The 17,553-nt window shown below is 44.9% G+C and carries 13 protein-coding genes and 1 tRNA gene; 8 read left to right on the forward strand and 6 right to left on the reverse strand.

Annotated features, from left to right (window positions below):
- Window positions 1-81: 81 nt before the first annotated feature.
- The 3 genes from NEJAP_RS06205 to NEJAP_RS06215 all read right to left on the reverse strand — a co-directional run bounded on the left by NEJAP_RS06205 (window position 82) and on the right by NEJAP_RS06215 (window position 4,243).
- The gene (locus NEJAP_RS06205; RefSeq protein WP_201349796.1) at window positions 82-1,797 is read right to left on the reverse strand and encodes a bifunctional protein-serine/threonine kinase/phosphatase; all 1,716 of its coding nucleotides are present in this window, start codon (window positions 1,795-1,797) and stop codon (window positions 82-84) included.
- Window positions 1,798-1,858: 61 nt separating this feature from the next.
- On the reverse strand, window positions 1,859-3,328 hold the full coding sequence (locus tag NEJAP_RS06210) for a NarK family nitrate/nitrite MFS transporter (protein ID WP_201349797.1): 1,470 nt from the start codon (window positions 3,326-3,328) through the stop codon (window positions 1,859-1,861).
- 273 nt (window positions 3,329-3,601) lie between these two features.
- Complete coding sequence (locus NEJAP_RS06215) at window positions 3,602-4,243, reverse strand: ANTAR domain-containing response regulator (protein WP_201349798.1); 642 nt, start codon at window positions 4,241-4,243, stop codon at window positions 3,602-3,604.
- Between the two features lie 181 nt (window positions 4,244-4,424).
- Between NEJAP_RS06215 and gltX the strand changes: the two genes are divergently transcribed.
- Window positions 4,425-5,921, forward strand: coding sequence for a glutamate--tRNA ligase (gltX, locus tag NEJAP_RS06220; protein ID WP_028470174.1), 1,497 nt, complete (start codon window positions 4,425-4,427; stop codon window positions 5,919-5,921).
- 127 nt (window positions 5,922-6,048) lie between these two features.
- Here gltX and NEJAP_RS06225 read toward each other — a convergent pair whose 3' ends face one another.
- Window positions 6,049-6,633 carry a hypothetical protein gene (locus NEJAP_RS06225; protein WP_201349799.1) on the reverse strand — a complete coding sequence of 195 codons (585 nt, stop codon included), beginning with the start codon at window positions 6,631-6,633 and terminating at the stop codon, window positions 6,049-6,051.
- Window positions 6,634-6,638: 5 nt separating this feature from the next.
- Window positions 6,639-6,905, reverse strand: coding sequence for a DUF211 domain-containing protein (locus NEJAP_RS06230; RefSeq protein ID WP_201349800.1), 267 nt, complete (start codon window positions 6,903-6,905; stop codon window positions 6,639-6,641).
- Between the two features lie 301 nt (window positions 6,906-7,206).
- On the opposite strand from NEJAP_RS06230, the gene NEJAP_RS06235 reads away from it, so the two are divergent.
- From NEJAP_RS06235 to NEJAP_RS06260, 6 genes are all read left to right on the forward strand, one after another.
- Window positions 7,207-7,282, forward strand: a tRNA-Ala gene (locus tag NEJAP_RS06235).
- A gap of 269 nt (window positions 7,283-7,551) precedes the next feature.
- On the forward strand, window positions 7,552-9,285 hold the full coding sequence (locus tag NEJAP_RS06240) for a protein adenylyltransferase SelO (protein ID WP_201349801.1): 1,734 nt from the start codon (window positions 7,552-7,554) through the stop codon (window positions 9,283-9,285).
- Between the two features lie 52 nt (window positions 9,286-9,337).
- Window positions 9,338-10,228: a homocysteine S-methyltransferase family protein gene (locus NEJAP_RS06245; RefSeq protein WP_236591084.1), complete on the forward strand. Its 891-nt coding sequence runs from the start codon at window positions 9,338-9,340 to the stop codon at window positions 10,226-10,228.
- A gap of 592 nt (window positions 10,229-10,820) precedes the next feature.
- The gene (locus NEJAP_RS06250; RefSeq protein WP_201349802.1) at window positions 10,821-12,914 is read left to right on the forward strand and encodes a methyl-accepting chemotaxis protein; all 2,094 of its coding nucleotides are present in this window, start codon (window positions 10,821-10,823) and stop codon (window positions 12,912-12,914) included.
- A gap of 315 nt (window positions 12,915-13,229) precedes the next feature.
- Window positions 13,230-14,075, forward strand: coding sequence for a bifunctional helix-turn-helix domain-containing protein/methylated-DNA--[protein]-cysteine S-methyltransferase (locus NEJAP_RS06255; protein ID WP_201349803.1), 846 nt, complete (start codon window positions 13,230-13,232; stop codon window positions 14,073-14,075).
- 34 nt (window positions 14,076-14,109) lie between these two features.
- A complete protein-coding gene (locus NEJAP_RS06260) occupies window positions 14,110-14,721 on the forward strand; it encodes an alpha-ketoglutarate-dependent dioxygenase AlkB family protein (RefSeq protein ID WP_201349804.1) in 612 nt (203 codons plus the stop codon).
- 123 nt (window positions 14,722-14,844) lie between these two features.
- Here NEJAP_RS06260 and NEJAP_RS06265 read toward each other — a convergent pair whose 3' ends face one another.
- Window positions 14,845-16,122 (reverse strand): aromatic ring-hydroxylating oxygenase subunit alpha, encoded by a 1,278-nt coding sequence (locus tag NEJAP_RS06265; RefSeq protein ID WP_201349805.1) that lies wholly within the window; start codon window positions 16,120-16,122, stop codon window positions 14,845-14,847.
- 296 nt (window positions 16,123-16,418) lie between these two features.
- Here NEJAP_RS06265 and NEJAP_RS06270 point away from each other — a divergent pair, with 296 nt between their 5' ends.
- Complete coding sequence (locus NEJAP_RS06270; RefSeq protein ID WP_419197849.1) at window positions 16,419-17,546, forward strand: FAD-binding oxidoreductase; 1,128 nt, start codon at window positions 16,419-16,421, stop codon at window positions 17,544-17,546.
- The last annotated feature ends 7 nt before the right edge of the window (window positions 17,547-17,553 follow it).

Here is a 17,553-nt window from a genome sequence, read left to right on the forward strand (position 1 = left end):
AAGAATATTGACTCAATGTAATAAGATCGCTTTTGGTGCGTGGCAGGCTTGGCGTAGCGCTAGATTGGCTACTAGTGAATTCTAGTTGAGAGAGAGTTGTAGTAGATTGATTATGAAAAGCAGTGCAGCAATACTTTGCCAAAAGCGTATAGGGTGCTTTTCGAGCAGGGGCTGTTTTAATATCCGGGCCTCTAGGTGGCGGTTCGGTACGGTGAGGTCCTGCATAAATTCTGAAAAGGCGTTATAACGGTGCACTGGGTTAGGCTGTAGTGCTTTTTTTAAACAGGCTTCAATCCATATAGGCGTTTGCTTGCGATGGTGAGTACTGGGAATGTAGTCAAGATCACAGTAGTTGGCCAATACCGCTTGTTTTGGGTCTGCTTCTTTGTAGGGCAAAGCTCCTGTCAGCATCTCATATACAATCACAGCTAATGAGTAGAGATCAGATTTAAAACTGGCAGAGTCACCGACTAAAAACTCGGGCGCAATGTAATTAACGCTACCTTGAGGAACCGATTTATCCAAGGGAGAGTTGATCTCTTCTGAGCCTGCAATAAGAACGGTACCAAAATCTAAAATCTTTATTTGGCCATCATTGTTGATCATGATGTTTTCGGGCTTAAGGTCTTGATGAATCATATCTTTGCGCTGAAAAGCACGCAAACCGCTGACGATCTGTCGTGTCCATTGGCGTACTTGATCAATAGAGGGTGAGGGGTTGTCGTGCATCCATTGGCGTAAATTGACGCCTTCAATATGCTCGCCTAAGTAATACATAAAGCGTTTAGGGCGAGCAGGGCGGTATGTTTTCATTACATGAGGATGATCGAGTGTGAGCCCAACCCATTCTTCACGAATAAAGCCATCTAGATAAACGAGATCTTCTGAAAAGTTTTCAGAGGGGGCCTTTAAAATAAATAGCTCAGATGAGTCTATATCTTTTACTAAGTACATATGGCTGCGCGTGCCACTAAAGATAACGCTTACTACTTCGTAGCCATCAATCTTGTTTCCCTGTTTAAGTACCGGCGGAATAGGTAGTTGTGTCAGGCGTTTGTGCGATTCATCTAACGTTTCTAATGGTAATTGAGCAATCTCTACAATCAGTGCAGTGAGGTTATCATCACTGCCATTCTCGTAGGCTTCATCGACAATCTGTTGTGCAATCTCTTCGACGCTTCGTGATGGGCTACTTAATAGCTGTTTGATTCTGGCTAGAGGTAAGTGGCCATGCACACCATCGGTCGTCAGTAATAAGCGGTCATGTTGGTTTAATACACGTTTAAAGAAATCGACCTCTAGGTGTGAATCAGCGCCTAAGGCGCGAGATAAGTATTCATCGTTTTTAGTGGTTAATACATGATCTGAAGTGAGCTGCTCTAGCTCGCCATCACAAAGGTGGTAGATGCGCGAGTCACCTACATGAAAGCAAAAAACGGTGGATGATTTAACCACAACAGCAGAAAAGGTAGTGAGCATGCTTTCACGGTGCCCTATTCTGCTTTGGTTTTCATGGTAGAGCCAACGGTTTAGGCCGGTGAGTACACGTGAGGCCGAATGCCCAACACTCCAGCTAGGAGGCGTGCTTAAGTAATCCTCAATAAAGCCAGTAACGGCTGTTTGGCTAGCGATATGTGAGTCTTCGCAACTGCTAACACCGTCCGCAATGGCAGCAGCAGCACCTTTATATTGGCGCTCGCTACCAGAAGGGTGGGATGCCGCAAATGCATCTTGATTCAGCGCTTTTTTTCCTTTGGTAGAGTATCCACCAAAACGAACTTCTAGATGCTTGCTCATTATACGGCTCCCGTTTTAAATAGTTTCTTAAATCAACGAATTTAAATGTGCATGGCTTAAATTAGTTCACTTGGATGAGCGCAACGCTGCCATCCTCATTTACTTCAGCCATATGCCCTTTAGGTTCTTTAAGAAACAGCAAGGTCACAAAGCCTAATACGGCTGTTGCGGCAATCACAGAGAAGAAAGTTGAGTAATCAACCATCGATAATACGGTGAGATAAAATACCGCGCCAACGTTTCCGTAAGCACCGGTCATGCCCGCAATTTGGCCTGTTAAACGGCGTTTGATTAAGGGTACGACGGCAAATACTGCACCTTCGCCGGCCTGCACAAAGAACGAGCACGCCATGGCTGCAATAACGGCTAGTGCTAAAGGCCAGCTGCTATCGATAGTCGACATTACCGCATAGCCACCTGCTAAACCTGCTGTGAGAATTAACAGGGTTTTTTTGCGGCCAAAGCGGTCGCTTATCCAACCGCCACCAGGGCGAGACATCAGGTTCATAAATGCATAAGCAGAAGCGAGCAGTCCGGCATAAACCATATCTAGTTCAAAAACATCAGAGAAGAACAACGGCAACATCGATACCACGGCAAGTTCTGAGCCAAATGTAGCAAAGTAAAGCACGTTTAATACCGCCACTTGCTTAAAAGCATAGCGCTGTACTTCGGGTACCGGTGTATGGAAAATCTCTTTATTAACGTCATAAGCACTATAGCAATCGTAAATGAAGATAGCGGCCAATATCACGTAGATGCTCAGCGCTGCTGTATCTGAAAGAATCGACACACCCGCAGGAGAGAGCTTCCATGTTAATAGTGAAAGCGCGGCATATAATGGGATTTTCATAATAAGCAAAAACACAAAGTCAGCTTTACTCGTGACTTCTAAACCACCAATACGTTTTGGTTTGAAGTAGGTAGAGCCTTTAGGCGTGTCAGTAACATTTTTATACCAGATAAAACTGAATATCAGGCTAAACAAACCAGAGAGGCCTACGGCATAGCGCCAGCCATCATCACCACCAAAGATAAGGGCCAGTGTCGGTAGGCTCATTGCTGCAGCGGCAGAACCAAAGTTCCCCCAACCACCGTAAACACCTTCAGCTGTGCCTAGCTCATTCGCTGGGAACCACTCACTCACCATGCGAATACCAACAACAAAGCCTGCACCAATAAACCCTAAGAAAAAGCGGGAAATCGCGGCTTCAGCAAAGTTTGTGGACAATGCAAATGCAAAGCAAGGTATGCTGGCCAGAAACAGCAAGGCCGCATAGGTAATACGCGGGCCATATTTGTCGGTCAGCATGCCGATGATAATGCGCGCTGGAATAGTGAGCGCAACATTGAGAATCAGCAAGGTTTTGATCTCAGACTTAGTCAGCCCGAGGGATTCAGCAATCATGCCGAGTAGGGGGGCGTGGTTAAACCACACAAAGAAGGTGATAAAAAAGGCGATCCAGCTGAAATGCAGGATCTTCATCTTTCCGCCGAAAGATAGCAGGTTAAACGATTTTTCCTGAGTCATAGTCATTTTCCGCCTGTTAAAAAAAGAAAAGGCGCCAACAAACCGAAAGGGTGAGATCCCGGTTGTTGGCGCCCTTGCCTGAAAAAAAACATTGTTTTTAAATGGTCTAATAAATGTGTATTTGCTTCTTTTGAGTACAGTGCAGCGAGCGTGCCAACTTAATAAAAGAGTAGTTTTTATAGGGGCTAGCGCAAGATTATGAGAAAAAGAGGGCGTTTAATTAGATAAAAAAACGCCCTCTTTGGTGCGCCGCACAAATGTGGTGCTGTATGTTTAAGAGTGGCCGCTACTAATGCTATTACTGTGTTTTCCCAATACAGCAATAATGTTTTTAGCAACATCACTGAGTGATTTTTGTTGATCCATCGCCATTTTTTGTAAGGCTTTAAATGCTTGGCTCTCTGCGCAATGGTTATGCTTCATGATAAGCCCTTTAGCTTTTTCGGTCAGTTTGCGCTCAGCTAATTCAGCGCGTGCTTGATCAAGCTTATTTTCTGTATGCCGAAGGGCATGGCGCATTGTTTGTAATGCTTCAAAGCGAGCCACAGCCACATTAACGATGTTTTCGACCCTATGTGGCGCAAGCCCGTCAATGACGCAGGCGCTCACACCCGTGTTAATGGCTTGTTCGGTCATTTGTTGGTTATCGTGTTCGGCAAAGATAACGATAGGGCGTAAGCAGTGCTCGGCCATCAATGCAATACTTTCTAGGCCTGCTTTATTGAGGGAAACAAGGCTGATTATGACAAGGTTGGGTTGTAATTGGTTGGCCTTATCGGCCAAATGTTGAGTGGATGTCAACTCCCCGACAATGTCGTACTCCTGTTCACGTAAAGGAATAAGTAGAGTGTGCTCTAGCTCTCCCTTACGCGTAATATTTTCATTAATGACAAGCACGGTTAGTCTGCTTTTCAAATGAATCACCTGCTTTAGTAATGAATATTTATTAAATATTTAGCAAGTTACGGGCCAGTCTTTGTTTTAAATGTCAGGAACTCTCATGGAGTTGGCATGGCAAGGGGTGGCAGGCAACTGTATAATGCCCGCTTTATTTTCGTATTCTTTTGGCAACCACGTTAGCTTTGGCAGGAACATAATGACCGTACGTACTCGCGTTGCGCCTTCTCCAACAGGCGATCCGCATGTAGGCACCGCCTATATTGCACTTTTTAATCTGGCGTTTGCTCGCCAGCACGGTGGGCAGTTTATCTTACGTATAGAAGACACCGACCAAACGCGCAGTACGGGCGAATCGGAACAGAAGATCTTAGACTCACTTCGCTGGTTAGGTCTTGAGTGGGATGAAGGCCCAGATGTAGGTGGCCCACATGGCCCTTACCGCCAGAGTGAGCGTAAAGGTATGTATGCCCAGTATGCACACGACCTCGTAGAAAAAGGCCATGCATTTCATTGCTACCGTACCTCAGAAGAGTTGGACGAGCTACGTACGGCTCGCCGTGCTGCGGGTGGACACACTGCATTAAAACAAAGTGACTTAGCCTTACCTGCTGATGAAGTAGAAAAGCGCAGAGCTGCGGGTGCACCGTTCGTTATTCGTATGGTTGTGCCTGAAGGCGAGGGTGTTTGTGTAGTAGATGACTTGCTGCGTGGCACGATCGAATTGGAATGGGGAATGGTCGATGCACAGATCCTGCTAAAATCTGATGGCATGCCGACTTACCATTTAGCGAACGTTGTTGATGATCATCTTATGGAGATCACTCACGTGATCCGCGGTGAAGAGTGGATTAACTCGGCACCTAAGCACAAATTGCTGTATCAGTACTTTGGCTGGGAAATGCCGGTTCTGTGCCATATGCCATTACTGCGTAACCCAGATAAGTCCAAACTGTCTAAGCGTAAAAACCCAACCAGTATTTTGTATTACCAGCGTATGGGTTATATGGCTGAAGCACTACTTAACTACTTGGGCCGTATGGGTTGGTCGATGCCGGATGAAAGCGAAAAATTCAGCCGTGAAGAGATGTTCTCTAACTTCGACATTACGCGTGTCTCTTTAGGTGGGCCGGTTTTTGATCAAGAAAAACTCAGCTGGCTTAACGGTGTATGGCTACGTGAAGACCTAAACCCTGAGCAGTTTGCAGCTAAGTATCAGGAGTGGGCACTAAATCCACAGTACTTGATGCAGATTTTGCCGCTTATCCAACAGCGCGTAGAAAAGTTCTCTGATGTAGCACCGCTAGCGGGCTTCTTCCTATCGGGCATGTTACCGATTAAAGAATCTGACTTTGAACACAAAAGCGTGACATTGGACGATGCTAAACGCATTTTGCAATTTAGTGTTTGGTTCTTGGATACCGAAAGCAACTGGGATAAAGACCACCTGTTCGCACAGCTAAAGCAGCTAGCAGAGCAGATGGGTTACAAGCTACGTGACTTCTTGTTCCCGTTGTTTATCGCTATTGCGGGTACTAACCAAACGGTTTCTGTTATGGACTCTATGTCGATTCTTGGCCCTGATATGAGCCGTGCGCGTTTGCGCCATGCGGTTAACCTATTGGGTGGCCCATCGAAGAAAGAAGCAAAACGTTGGGAAAAAGAGTTTAGAGAAGTTGTTGCAGGCATCGAGTAGCTAGCTATAGATAAATCAAAGGCCTGCCATTGCAGGCCTTTTTTATGTCTGTTTGGTTAAACCTTACACAAGAGCCGTTGATGTGCTTGGCTGTGGTTTTATTACAATAAATCTTAGGTGTGTATGGCTAGTTACTAGTAAATAAAAAGATGAGAACAGATGTTGTTATAGCGATAAATAAGGTTTGCACACCACTGCGTAACCACGATGTACCTGCTATTCGGCCCAAAAAAACACCCAGTAAAAAAACAATAATTAAGGCTAAAATAATGGCTAGAAAAAGAGGCGAAATTGGTAATACAACTCCTGCATGAGTTAATAGTAGAGGGCTAAGAATCACTAATGAAATAAGTAGAGGGGCCGAACCATTCACTAAGGCAATCATGATAGGCACCCAGCGGGCTGCTTCAGAATGTGCCGATTCATGTAAATCCTCCAGCATAGCCTCTTCCAGCTTAAGAAGAGCACGCCGCCTTTCGGCCAGCTCACTAATATAGGCGCTGCTTACGCCGCTCACACCTAACGCGATGGAAGCACCTAAACAAGCGTTAATGGTAATGCTTAGTGGGGTAGACGCACTGAACTGGAAACCAAGAATCATCCCGAGCATCGTTAACGCACCGTCAAAACCATTCACGACAAAATATCGCCGTGCAATTCCTTGAGAGCGCGTGATGTTTAACAGAAATTCAGCTCTTGTGAAAATATTCATAAGCGTCAGCTGTTTGGCTCGTTTTTAACTTCTACCTCATCAATGCTATGCAGGGCGCAACCCATTTTATTAATCACATCTTGCAGAAGATCAAAATCAATCAGTGTTGCTTCAACCGATACTTCCAGTGATTCAGTTTTTTCATCGACAGCGATAACCGTTACTTTAACTGTGCTGCCTTTAATAACAGCGCTTAATGCTTGGCAAAACTCAAGCGCGTTAGGGTGATGAGGCTTTAAAACATCAAGTACTACTCTTTTAACCGCGATCATAAAGAGGCCCTCTGTCTGTTCTTTTTATCGGTGTATTAACTCATCTTGCCTAAAAGTGGCGCATAGGTCACTGCCTTACATCATAACTTGGTGATATGCAGGCCGAAGCAGAAAGAGGTAAAAGCGATGGGTTCTAGGTGAGTATCGTTAGTGTCTTGATGTTATATTTTGATGGTAAGCCTCGCAATAGATTGAATCGCTTAGACAAAGTCTAAAAATGTGTTTGACATTAATGTGAAATATGGGATGATACGCGTCGTTTCAAAGCGCACTTATTTCTTCCCCCAAGTGTGTTAAAGATGGGGCCTTAGCTCAGCTGGGAGAGCGGTTCGCTGGCAGCGAACAGGTCAGCGGTTCGATCCCGCTAGGCTCCACCATCTAAAACAGCCTTCTTGCGACCCTCGAGTATTTACACTAGCGTTCTCTCGTTTTGTGCTACATCTGTTAAATCTAGGTTGTAATGAACGGAAAAATTCCGAACTATGCTTTTTCAAATAGCCTGCTGCGCTTTACCGGATTATCGTACTAGAGGGACATAAGTAGTTGCTGGTCGTATAATCCAATAAATCTGCCCCTTTATTACCAGAATGCAATGATGTTGCAATAGCGGGTAGCAGCCTTTTTACCCGCGTTATGAGGTGCCCTTATGAAAAAGTCTTTGCCCCAGGAAACTTCGCCAACTATCGAGACGCTTGACGACCTTTCAACATTGGTAAATTACTCGCTCATGGATACGCTTAACCCCGATCCTGATGCGAAAGAAAATGGCGTAGACCACGCGCCGCGACAGGTCTTTTCGGGTCATTATGTTCCCGTAAAACCTACACCGATTAAAGATCCAGAGTACGTCACTCACAGCAAAGATTTCTTTCGCGAACTTGGGTTTGCCGACAGTATTGCACAGTCCGACGACTTTGTTAGGATGTTCTCTGGTGATATTTCACAGGTGCCTGCGCCGATGCGTAAGGTCGGTTGGGCTTGTGGTTATGCGCTTTCCATTTTCGGTACCGAATATTACCAGCAGTGTCCATTCCAAACCGGCAACGGATACGGTGACGGGCGTGCTGTTTCTGTACTTGAAGCCGTTATCAAGGGTAAACGTTGGGAGATGCAGCTCAAAGGAGGCGGCCGTACACCATACTGCCGCGGAGGGGATGGCCGTGCTGTCCTGCGATCAAGTATCCGGGAGTTTCTGGCACAGGAATATATGCACGCACTTGGGGTGCCAACGTCACGGTCTTTGAGTTTGTTCGTGTCTAAAACAGAGAAGGTTCAGCGGCCGTGGTACTCACCGGGTTCGCGCTTGCAAGATCCAGACAGAATGATATCTGAGCCTGTTGCTATCTCGACGCGTGTCGCGCCGTCGTTCATTCGGGTCGGGCAACTCGAACTTTTTGGTCGCCGTGCCCGTAAGCAAGAGCATCCAAAAGCGATGGAGGAGCTCGAAAAGATTGTTTTGCACTTGGTCGATCGTGAGTACGCTAACGTTATTGATAATAAGCTACCCACCGCCGAAAAAGTGGTGTTGCTTGCGCGTGAGTTTCGTAGCCGCCTTACGTTGCTTGTTGCTAACTGGATTCGTGTTGGTTATTGCCAGGGCAACTTTAACGGTGATAATTGCGCCGCCGGAGGTTTTACTCTCGACTACGGCCCGTTCGGGTTTTGTGAAGAGTTCGACCCGCAATTTCAACCTTGGACGGGTGGCGGGCAACACTTCTCGTTTCTTAACCAGCCTATAGCTGCGGAACGTAACTTCCACATGTTTTGGGCAACACTACGGCCGTTGCTGGCATCGCAGACGGACTCTTTGCAACAGCTTGACGAGATTCGCAGTGGTTTTGCAGATGAGATGCAAATGGCAATGGAAGCCATGTGGGCTGCCAAGCTTGGGCTTGGGGCTTTTCATGCGGAGCTGTTCAGTGAACTCGAAACACTTATGGTGCAAACGCCTGTTGATTACACCGTCTTCTTTCGCGAGCTATCGAATGTGCCTAACGACATTAGCCCACTGCAAAAAAGCTTCTATAAAGGAGCAGCGTATGAGGCCGACCCCGAAGGGATGGATAAACGCTGGTCAGAATGGCTGACACAATGGAAGTCGCTCATCACCAGCGGGCATTATGCTCAGTCCTGTTCCCGTGAAGAGCTCTCTAAACAGATGAAACTCGTTAACCCAAAATACAGTTTGCGAGAGTGGTTCGTTGTGCCCGCGTATCAGCAAGCAGCCGCAGGGAACTATTCCCTAGTGAGAGAACTGCAAGAAGTTATGACACAGCCATACGCTGAACAATCAAAAGAGGCGGAAGATAAATACTATCGACTGAGGCCGTCTGAGTTCAGCGAGCTAGGTGGCGTGTCGCATTATAGCTGTTCATCATGAGTTATCAGATTTTTAGGTAATACGCTAATAAATACAGACTGGAGTAAATAAATTGAATCACATCACGTTGCTTGATGGGGGGATGGGACAAGAGCTTTTACGCAGAAGTGCGCGTGCAACGACACCTCTTTGGTCTGCCGATATTATGTTGCATGAGCCAACTCTAGTTCGAGATTTACACCTTGATTTTATTAAGAGCGGGTCCCGAGTTATCACGCTTAATACCTATACTGCAACACCACCGCGCCTAGCACGAGAAAATGAGCTTGCTCAATTAAAAAACCTTCACAGGTCTGCTATGGATGCAGCTTTAGGTGCGGTTGAACTAGCCGAATGTAATGATGTTGAAATTGCGGGGTGTTTACCGCCGCTAGTTGCAAGTTATCGCCCCGATGTATCCTTATCGTACGAGGATTCACTTGACGCTTATCGTCGCCTTGTTGAGTTGCAATCGCCTGCCAGTGACCTTTTCTTGTGTGAAACTATGGCTTCAATAAATGAGGCTCGCGCAGCCTGTACGGCGGCAATGGAAAGTGGCAAGCCCGCATGGGTAGCACTAACGGTTAGCGACTTCGAGCCGGGGCTGTTACGTAGTGGTGAGTCGCTAAATGAAGCACTGCAAGTACTCGAATCTCTAGGGGCTGAGGCAATCCTGTTAAATTGCAGCCACCCCGAGGCTATTAATGGTTGCTGGCCGCAGTTGCGTAGCGTGGGCAAGAAGATTGGTGCTTATGCCAATGGCTTTGTCTCGATAGGGCCTCTGCTGCCGGGTGGTACTGTTGAGCAGCTAGAAGTGCGCCAAGATTTAAACCCAAAACAATACGCAGAATACGCCATGGGTTGGGCGAGAAATGGGGCATCGATTATTGGTGGCTGCTGCGAGATTGGTCCAGCTCATATAAAAGCACTGCATGAAAGCTTGTGCAATGAAGGCTTTCTCTAAGCGCGCATTGTTTCACTGGAGCTTACAAGTTGCTGCTGGTGGTAACTTATTAAATTTTTAAGTGAATTATCAAGCTTGGTTACCATGGGCTTCCTTCTACCTCTTTTCAAAGTGCTCCCAAGCTATTGATATTGCACCAAAGCCTGCTTCTTGCAGGCTTTGTCGTTTTCTGTATCGAATGTTGTCTGTTTAGTCGCCTCCCCAATAATGTAATAGAGGCAACATAGTGCTTACACAGCTAAAAATTACACATGCGTGAGAGGTGTTTTTTAAGAGTACTGCTATACTTTTATTTATGAATTTCCCCTACATATAGTGAGGTATTTCTGATAGATGAGTTTACAAAAATTTATTCGGTGTACGTCATGTTGGGGCAAATTTTTAAGTGATGTGTGGAGTTAGTCAGTCAGCTTAATAGTACAAGTTGACGGCATATTGGGTGAGGTGTTTTACGAATAACGTTCAACTTAACTAATACTGTTTGGCTATTTTTCGGCTAGATTAAGTATTAAAAATGGCTATGTTTATAGCATGCTTTAAAAACTCATTATAAAAATAAATAAAGTTTATCCTCTGTGATTGAGATACCTAAATGAAAATAAAAAATAGAATTGCTTTAGCTACTGGTGCGTGTCTCGCCCTTTCTTCCATTATCCTATTAAGTGTGGTTGCTTGGAAAAACAATGAAGTAGAAGCTCAAACAGTATCTCTGGTTAGCCAAGAGCTAACAGAAAAAGCCCGTGAACATTTATCTACTTTGTCTGACGCTCAAGCGGGTAAAACTGCAGCTGAACTGAATAAGGCGCTCTATGTTGCTAAGAGCATGGCAGACACTATGGGTAGTTTCATCAGCCAAAATGGGCGTGATACTCAGCGGCAACCTTTTTATGAATATACCAAAGATGTCCTTGAGCAAAACACGAACGTTATGGGGACCTATATTGCGTGGAAAAAAAATGCAGTAGATGGCAAAGATCAAGATTTTATCGGTAATAAGCATACTTTCGAAAACGGACAATTTGCACCTTATTGGTTTCGTAACGGCGATGGCAGTTTGGGTTATCGACCGTTAAATCTTACAAAAGTGTATGAAAATATTGAAAAAGGAAGTACCGATTCTGCATGGTATACCTGCCCTTTGGATACCGCTAAAACCTGTTTGGCGGAACCTTATTCATGGGAAGCCGGGGGGCGTACTGTTGTCGGAACATCGATTACTTTGCCCGTGTTAGTTGATGGCAAAGTTAAAGGTATGACAGGTATTGATATGGAACTAAGCTTCTTAAAGAAGTTGGTAAACGAAGCGGACCAGTCGCTTTACTCTGGCCAAGGGCAAGTTCTATTGATTAGTAATACTGGGCTTGTCGCAGCCGACTCAGATGGGCAGCAAGCTTTAGCCAAAACCTATCAAGGTGAGCTAAAAGAGCAGGTGTTAACTTTGGTTGCCAGTGGAGAGCAAAAAATACTACAAGCTGGTGGGCATTTATGGGTAGTTCAACCCATTAACCTTGATGGTGTGAATACTCCTTGGGCTGTAGTTATTAACTTAGATGAAACGGTCGTATTAGCGGGCGCAATCAAAACCCAACAATCTATGTCTAAGCAATTTAATGAAAGCCTAGTGACATCTATCATCATCGGTTTAATTATCACTGGTTTAGGTATTATCTTGCTCACTATTATTGCTCAGAGCATCGCAGCCCCTATTCGTCGAGCCGCAGATATGATTAATCAGCTTGTCTCCCACGATGGCGATCTTACACAACGGTTGGCATTGCAAAGAGATGATGAAGTCGGTGACTTAGCTAATGGTATTGACGCCTTTATCGAAAAAACCCATGTGATTGTCAAAGATATTGCAGCTGAGATGGTAAATGTTGAGCGCTCAACCTGTCGAGCTTCTGATATTTCTAATAACAGTGCTCTGGGTATTGAGAAGCAGAGAGCCGAAGTGGATCAGATTGCGGCAGCTATTACTGAGTTGGCTGCATCTGCTAGTGAGGTTGCGCAAATTGCTATAACCACCGCCGACTCATCCAGTGAAGCTAAAGGCTCTGTCGATAGCAGTGCCATGAATCTTGGAGAAAGTACCAATTCCATCCGTGAACTTTCGGAACAAATTAGTAATACAACTGAGCTGATGGATCTGCTTGCTCAAGACAGTAGCAATATCAGCCAAATTGTTGATGCTATTCAAGGCATCTCTGAACAAACTAACTTATTGGCATTAAACGCTGCTATTGAAGCGGCCCGTGCAGGGGAGTCTGGCCGAGGCTTTTCCGTTGTGGCCGACGAAGTGCGTAATTTGGCATCAAAAACACAGCAGTCGACAGGTGAGATCCAGACACTGATCGATAAGCTGCAGGGACGTGCTAAAAGTGCAGTGCATGCGATGCAAAAAGGAAATGAACAATCCGCAAGTTGCTTAGTATTATCAGAAGAAGCCTCTCAACATTTACAGCATGTCGTTACGGCGATTTCAGAAATAGATAACATGACCACTCAAATGGCGAGTGTAGTTGAAGAGCAAAGAGCGGTTACAGAAGATATCACGCGCAATATTGTTAATATCAGTGACGAAACCAATTTAGTATCAGATGGTGTGGCTGAGGCTAATCAGGAAAGCCAGTCGTTGTTAAGCCTAGTGAAAAAGCTTGAGAATCAACTGGGGCGTTTCCGCTATTAATTGCTTGAGTTGAGCATCTTTACTGAATTGATGTAGCGCTTTTTCAATATACACATTAAACATTTTCCGTCCATTGAGGCGGGAAATGTTTTATTGTTTCTACATATGAGGCAACAGTGCCCATTTGTTGAGAACGGCCACAGCGAGTTGTTTATCAGTTTTAAGCGTACGTGCTTTAAATCAGCACAGTGAGTTACTTTTTTATATGATTATCTAAAGCAAGTTTCGGGTCGATTCTTTCATCCTTGGATCTTATTCTCTACTCTATATTCTATTGATAAATGCGTAGTGTGTTAATTGGAGAAGCGATGCGTCATGATTGATCAAGACAACATGAATTACACTCGCATTGCTGAGGCAATCGCATACATAAAAGATAACTTTAAAGAGCAACCTTCTTTGAATGAAATTGCAGCGGCGGTTAATCTCAGCCCGTTTCATTTTCAGCGGCTATTTTCTGATTGGGCTGGTGTGAGTCCTAAAAAGTTCATGCAATATATCAGTATTGAACATGCGAAGGGGCTACTTAAAGATCAGCGTTTGAGTTTGCTTGATACAGCTTATGAAACAGGGCTTTCAGGCACTAGTCGTTTGCATGACTTGTTCATCAATATCGAAGGAATGACACCAGGAGAGTTCAAAAAAGGAGGCGAAGCTCTACAGGTAAGCTACAACTTTGCGCAGACGCCTTTTGGTCAAGTTATCGTAGCATCCACAGAGAAAGGGGTTTGCCATATGGCTTTTGAAGAAAACGCCGAACAAGCCTTAACGACGCTTAAGCAACGCTTCCCTTGTGCCATCTATCATCAAAGCACTGATAAATTCCAACAGAGTGCGTTGTTAATTTTCCAAAAGGATTGGCAGCAATTAGATAAAGTTAAGCTTCATCTTCATGGCACTGCATTTCAATTAAAAGTGTGGGATAGCTTACTTAAAATACCCAAAGGCCAGCTTGCTAGCTACGGCGATATTGCAACGGCCATTGGTAACCCTAAAGCTTCACGTGCTGTTGGTACGGCTATTGGCAGTAATCCGGTAGCGTTTCTTATCCCTTGCCATCGCGTTATTCAAGCCAGTGGTAATCTTGGTGGTTATATGTGGGGAGCTACCCGAAAATCTGCCATTATTGGTTGGGAAGCATCACAAAAAGCGGTTTTATAGTTATCTTTAATCGTATGAGAAGTGAATACTAAACATGGACCTTTTCGAGCAAATAGAGGGCACGCCACACAACCTGCTTCCTTATGATGGCACCGTGCAATATTATGGTGCAGTGATGTCGTTATCTGAGGCTGACCATTACTATGAGGTATTACTTAGTACTATTGAGTGGAAAAATGATGAGGCAGTCATTTTTGGTAAAAAGATTATTACCAAGCGTAAAGTTGCTTGGTATGGCGATATCCCTTTTCCCTATACCTATTCCAACACCACTAAAACGGCATTACCGTGGACAAAAGTGTTATTGGCACTTAAAGCATTAGTCGAAAAAGAAAGTGGCGAAACTTATAATTCTTGTTTACTTAACCTTTATCATGAGGGTAGCGAAGGTATGGCTTGGCACAGTGATGCAGAGCTCGACTTAAAGAAAAACGGTGCTATTGGTTCTTTGAGTTTTGGAGCGGTAAGAAAATTTTCTTTTAAACATAAAAAATCTAAAGAGAGTATCTCTCAAGTATTACAGCATGGAAGCTTGTTGATAATGAAAGATGAAACACAAACACACTGGTTGCATCGCCTCCCGCCCACTACATTGGTTTTTACACCACGCATTAACCTCACATTTCGGACCATTGAAGCGAGCTAAGCGGCACCTGATGTTCGCCTTATAATTGCAAAGACCGATACGCGCTATAGACAAGATTAACGCTTAGTTAAACCTGATCTAGCACAGAGTGAGAGATCAGGTTTGCGTTTATAAAATCAGTGCTTATTTCTCTTTGTTTAGGTTTGCTCTTACCGTCTCGCTGTACCACTCCATAAAGTTGATTACTGCAAACTCGTATGTTTTTGAGTAAGGGCCAGGCTGGTAGCCAACTGAGTTTATACCCCGTTGGTTCTCTTCACCCAAGATGCGGTCTTGATCATTGGTTGCATCCCATACATGACGTAGTTTTTCGACGTCGTAGTCGATACCTTCAACAGCATCTTTGTGTACAAACCACTTGGTCGTTACCAAGGACTCTTGAGCAGAGATTGGCAGCACACGAAACACGACAAAGTGATCACTTTGCATGTGGTTCCAAGAGTTTGGTAGATGCAAAATACGCATAGAACCCAGCTGCGGATTTTTGATGCGACCAAGTAGCTTTTTACTACCTTCGGACCCATCCATCGTCATAGCCTGTGTACCTTTTTTAAGTGGCATACGCACGATACGATTACGCTTACCAGGGCCGAAGCTACGGTGCTCATGCGGAATGCCTTCTGCGTCCCATTCAGCGGCTTGTGCGTTGTAATGTTCTACAAAATCTTTGGGTGCGCGTGGGTCATTGGTATCATCCCATTCGAGTAAGCTGTTGAGCAGTTCGGGGTGGTTCGCTGCACAATGATAGCATTCGCGATTGTTCTCGATAACGAGTTTCCAGTTAGCTTTTTCATACATGTTGGACTCCACCGCAAGCTTGGTGTTTTCCACATCGTACGGTTCCATGTATTCCTGCAGTGTTGCTAGGAACTCATCAAAGTCGCCTTGAGGCTCTTCTTTTGCAAGACTAATAAAAATGAATCCGCCGGCGGTTTTACAAAAGGCTTTCTTTAAGCCGTTCTGTTTCATGTCGAAGCTTTCGCCCATTTCTGAACCAGCAAAAAGTAAGTTGCCTTTTAAGTCGTAAGTCCATGTGTGGTAAGGACAAACTAGGTTAGCAACCTTGCCGCGATGTTTAGTACAAATACGTGAGCCGCGGTGGCGGCAGGTATTATGGAATGCGTTAATATTGCCTTCTGCATCACGTACGATTAGAACAGGGTTTTGGCCGATTTCGACAGTGAAGTAGTCACCCTTCGTAGGGATTTCGCTGGTCATGCCAACAAATAACCACTCTTTCTGGAAAACTTCTTCCATATCTACGCGGAACATCTGTGGGTCGTTGTACAAAGGCTGTGGAAGTGAGTAGTCAGGCTCACGTGTTTCCAGCAGTTGCTCCATCTCCTTTCGTGCATCAGCATAGGAGGCGCTGGTGACGTTTAGCAGATCGTTCTGGTTCATTTGTTCTTATCCTCGTTAGCACCAGAGTGTGCGTAAATTTTTTGCTTGTTTCGGCGTAAAACCCCTACGTTATGTAGCAGCATTGACCTTGTGCTAATCCTCTTACAATAGGGCGTAAGCAGTTTGACCATTTACGACACGAAAGCATCTCTAAATCGACCAATTCGCACAGTGAAATTAGATATGTGTCGCTATAAGCAAGTTTTTGTCGCTATTGGCTAAATGAGTAATGAGAACAGGGCTGAGAATGCACGCATAGAGTTCCATTCATGCGAAGAATAATAGAGAGAAGAGCGATGGCAAATCCAGCAGCGGTAGCGGTGAATACCGATGCATTCATACCGGTTAATACACAAACATGGGTGAATGGTCGTCATAATGTACGTTGTGTAAAGGTTATTGATGAAACCTGGGATGTAAAAACGTTTTGTTTTATGGCAGAACAGCCGGTTATGTTCTTTTTCAAGCCAGGGCAATTTGTCACGCTGGAGCTAGAAATCGAAGGCCAGCAAGTGATGCGTTCTTATACGATATCGAGTTCTCCTTCGGTGCCTTATAGCTTTTCCATTAGTGTTAAGCGTGCACCGGGCGGGCATGTGTCTAATTGGTTACATGACAACTTAGAAGAAGGGCATGAATTAGCAGTGCATGGTCCGGTTGGCCAGTTTAACTGTATCGATTTCCCTGCAACAAAAGTACTGATGTTATCAGGTGGTGTTGGTATCACGCCTGTTATGTCGATGGCTCGTTGGTTTTTTGATACCAATGCCGATGTAGATATGGCGTTTGTCCATAGTGCGCGTACATCAAAAGATATTGTTTATCAGCGTGAGCTGGAACATATGTCCTCACGCATCACTAACTTTACCTTGCATGTGATCTGCGAAAAGGTTGAGCGTGGCCAGTCTTGGTCGGGCTACCGTGGTTATCTTGATCAGGCTAAACTAGTCATGATGGCACCAGATTTTATGGATCGTGAGGTCTTTTGCTGTGGCCCAACACCGTATATGAAAGCGGTTAAAGCATTGCTAGAAAGCAATGGTTTTGATATGAACCGTTATCATGAGGAATCGTTTGGTGCGACCCCAGTAGATGTTGAAGAGGAAGCAATAGAGCAGGCTGAAATTGCTCAGGAAGAAACGGACGCGCTTGTGCCTGCCGATATGGTACGGGTTGAGTTCTTCTCTGCGGGTAAAAGTATCCAAATTTCTCCGGGTGAGACGGTACATGCGGCGGCCTCTAAGTTGGACCTGCAGATTCCAAAGGCATGTGGGATGGGAATTTGTGGTACCTGCAAAGTGTTAGTGACAGAGGGTGAGGTAACAATGGAGCATAATGGTGGTATTACAGATGAAGACGTTGCTGCCGGTTATGTCTTATCATGCTGTAGTGTACCTAACGGTGACGTGGTCGTTGATTACTAAAAATGAC

Origin of the sequence: Neptunomonas japonica JAMM 1380 (genome assembly GCF_016592555.1) — a bacterium.
Classification (GTDB): Bacteria; Pseudomonadota; Gammaproteobacteria; order Pseudomonadales; family Balneatricaceae; genus Neptunomonas; species Neptunomonas japonica_A.

What these genes read in the sequence shown, in the direction of transcription:
- NEJAP_RS06255 (WP_201349803.1), top strand. Translation starts at nt 13,230, where the DNA reads ATGATTGATCAAGACAACATGAATTACACTCGCATTGCTGAGGCAATC.
- NEJAP_RS06260 (WP_201349804.1), top strand. Translation starts at nt 14,110, where the DNA reads ATGGACCTTTTCGAGCAAATAGAGGGCACGCCACACAACCTGCTTCCT.
- NEJAP_RS06225 (WP_201349799.1), bottom strand. Translation starts at nt 6,633, where the DNA reads ATGAATATTTTCACAAGAGCTGAATTTCTGTTAAACATCACGCGCTCT.
- NEJAP_RS06210 (WP_201349797.1), bottom strand. Translation starts at nt 3,328, where the DNA reads ATGACTCAGGAAAAATCGTTTAACCTGCTATCTTTCGGCGGAAAGATG.
- NEJAP_RS06270 (WP_419197849.1), top strand. Translation starts at nt 16,419, where the DNA reads ATGGCAAATCCAGCAGCGGTAGCGGTGAATACCGATGCATTCATACCG.
- NEJAP_RS06265 (WP_201349805.1), bottom strand. Translation starts at nt 16,122, where the DNA reads ATGAACCAGAACGATCTGCTAAACGTCACCAGCGCCTCCTATGCTGAT.
- NEJAP_RS06205 (WP_201349796.1), bottom strand. Translation starts at nt 1,797, where the DNA reads ATGAGCAAGCATCTAGAAGTTCGTTTTGGTGGATACTCTACCAAAGGA.
- NEJAP_RS06240 (WP_201349801.1), top strand. Translation starts at nt 7,552, where the DNA reads ATGAAAAAGTCTTTGCCCCAGGAAACTTCGCCAACTATCGAGACGCTT.
- NEJAP_RS06230 (WP_201349800.1), bottom strand. Translation starts at nt 6,905, where the DNA reads ATGATCGCGGTTAAAAGAGTAGTACTTGATGTTTTAAAGCCTCATCAC.
- NEJAP_RS06250 (WP_201349802.1), top strand. Translation starts at nt 10,821, where the DNA reads ATGAAAATAAAAAATAGAATTGCTTTAGCTACTGGTGCGTGTCTCGCC.
- gltX (WP_028470174.1), top strand. Translation starts at nt 4,425, where the DNA reads ATGACCGTACGTACTCGCGTTGCGCCTTCTCCAACAGGCGATCCGCAT.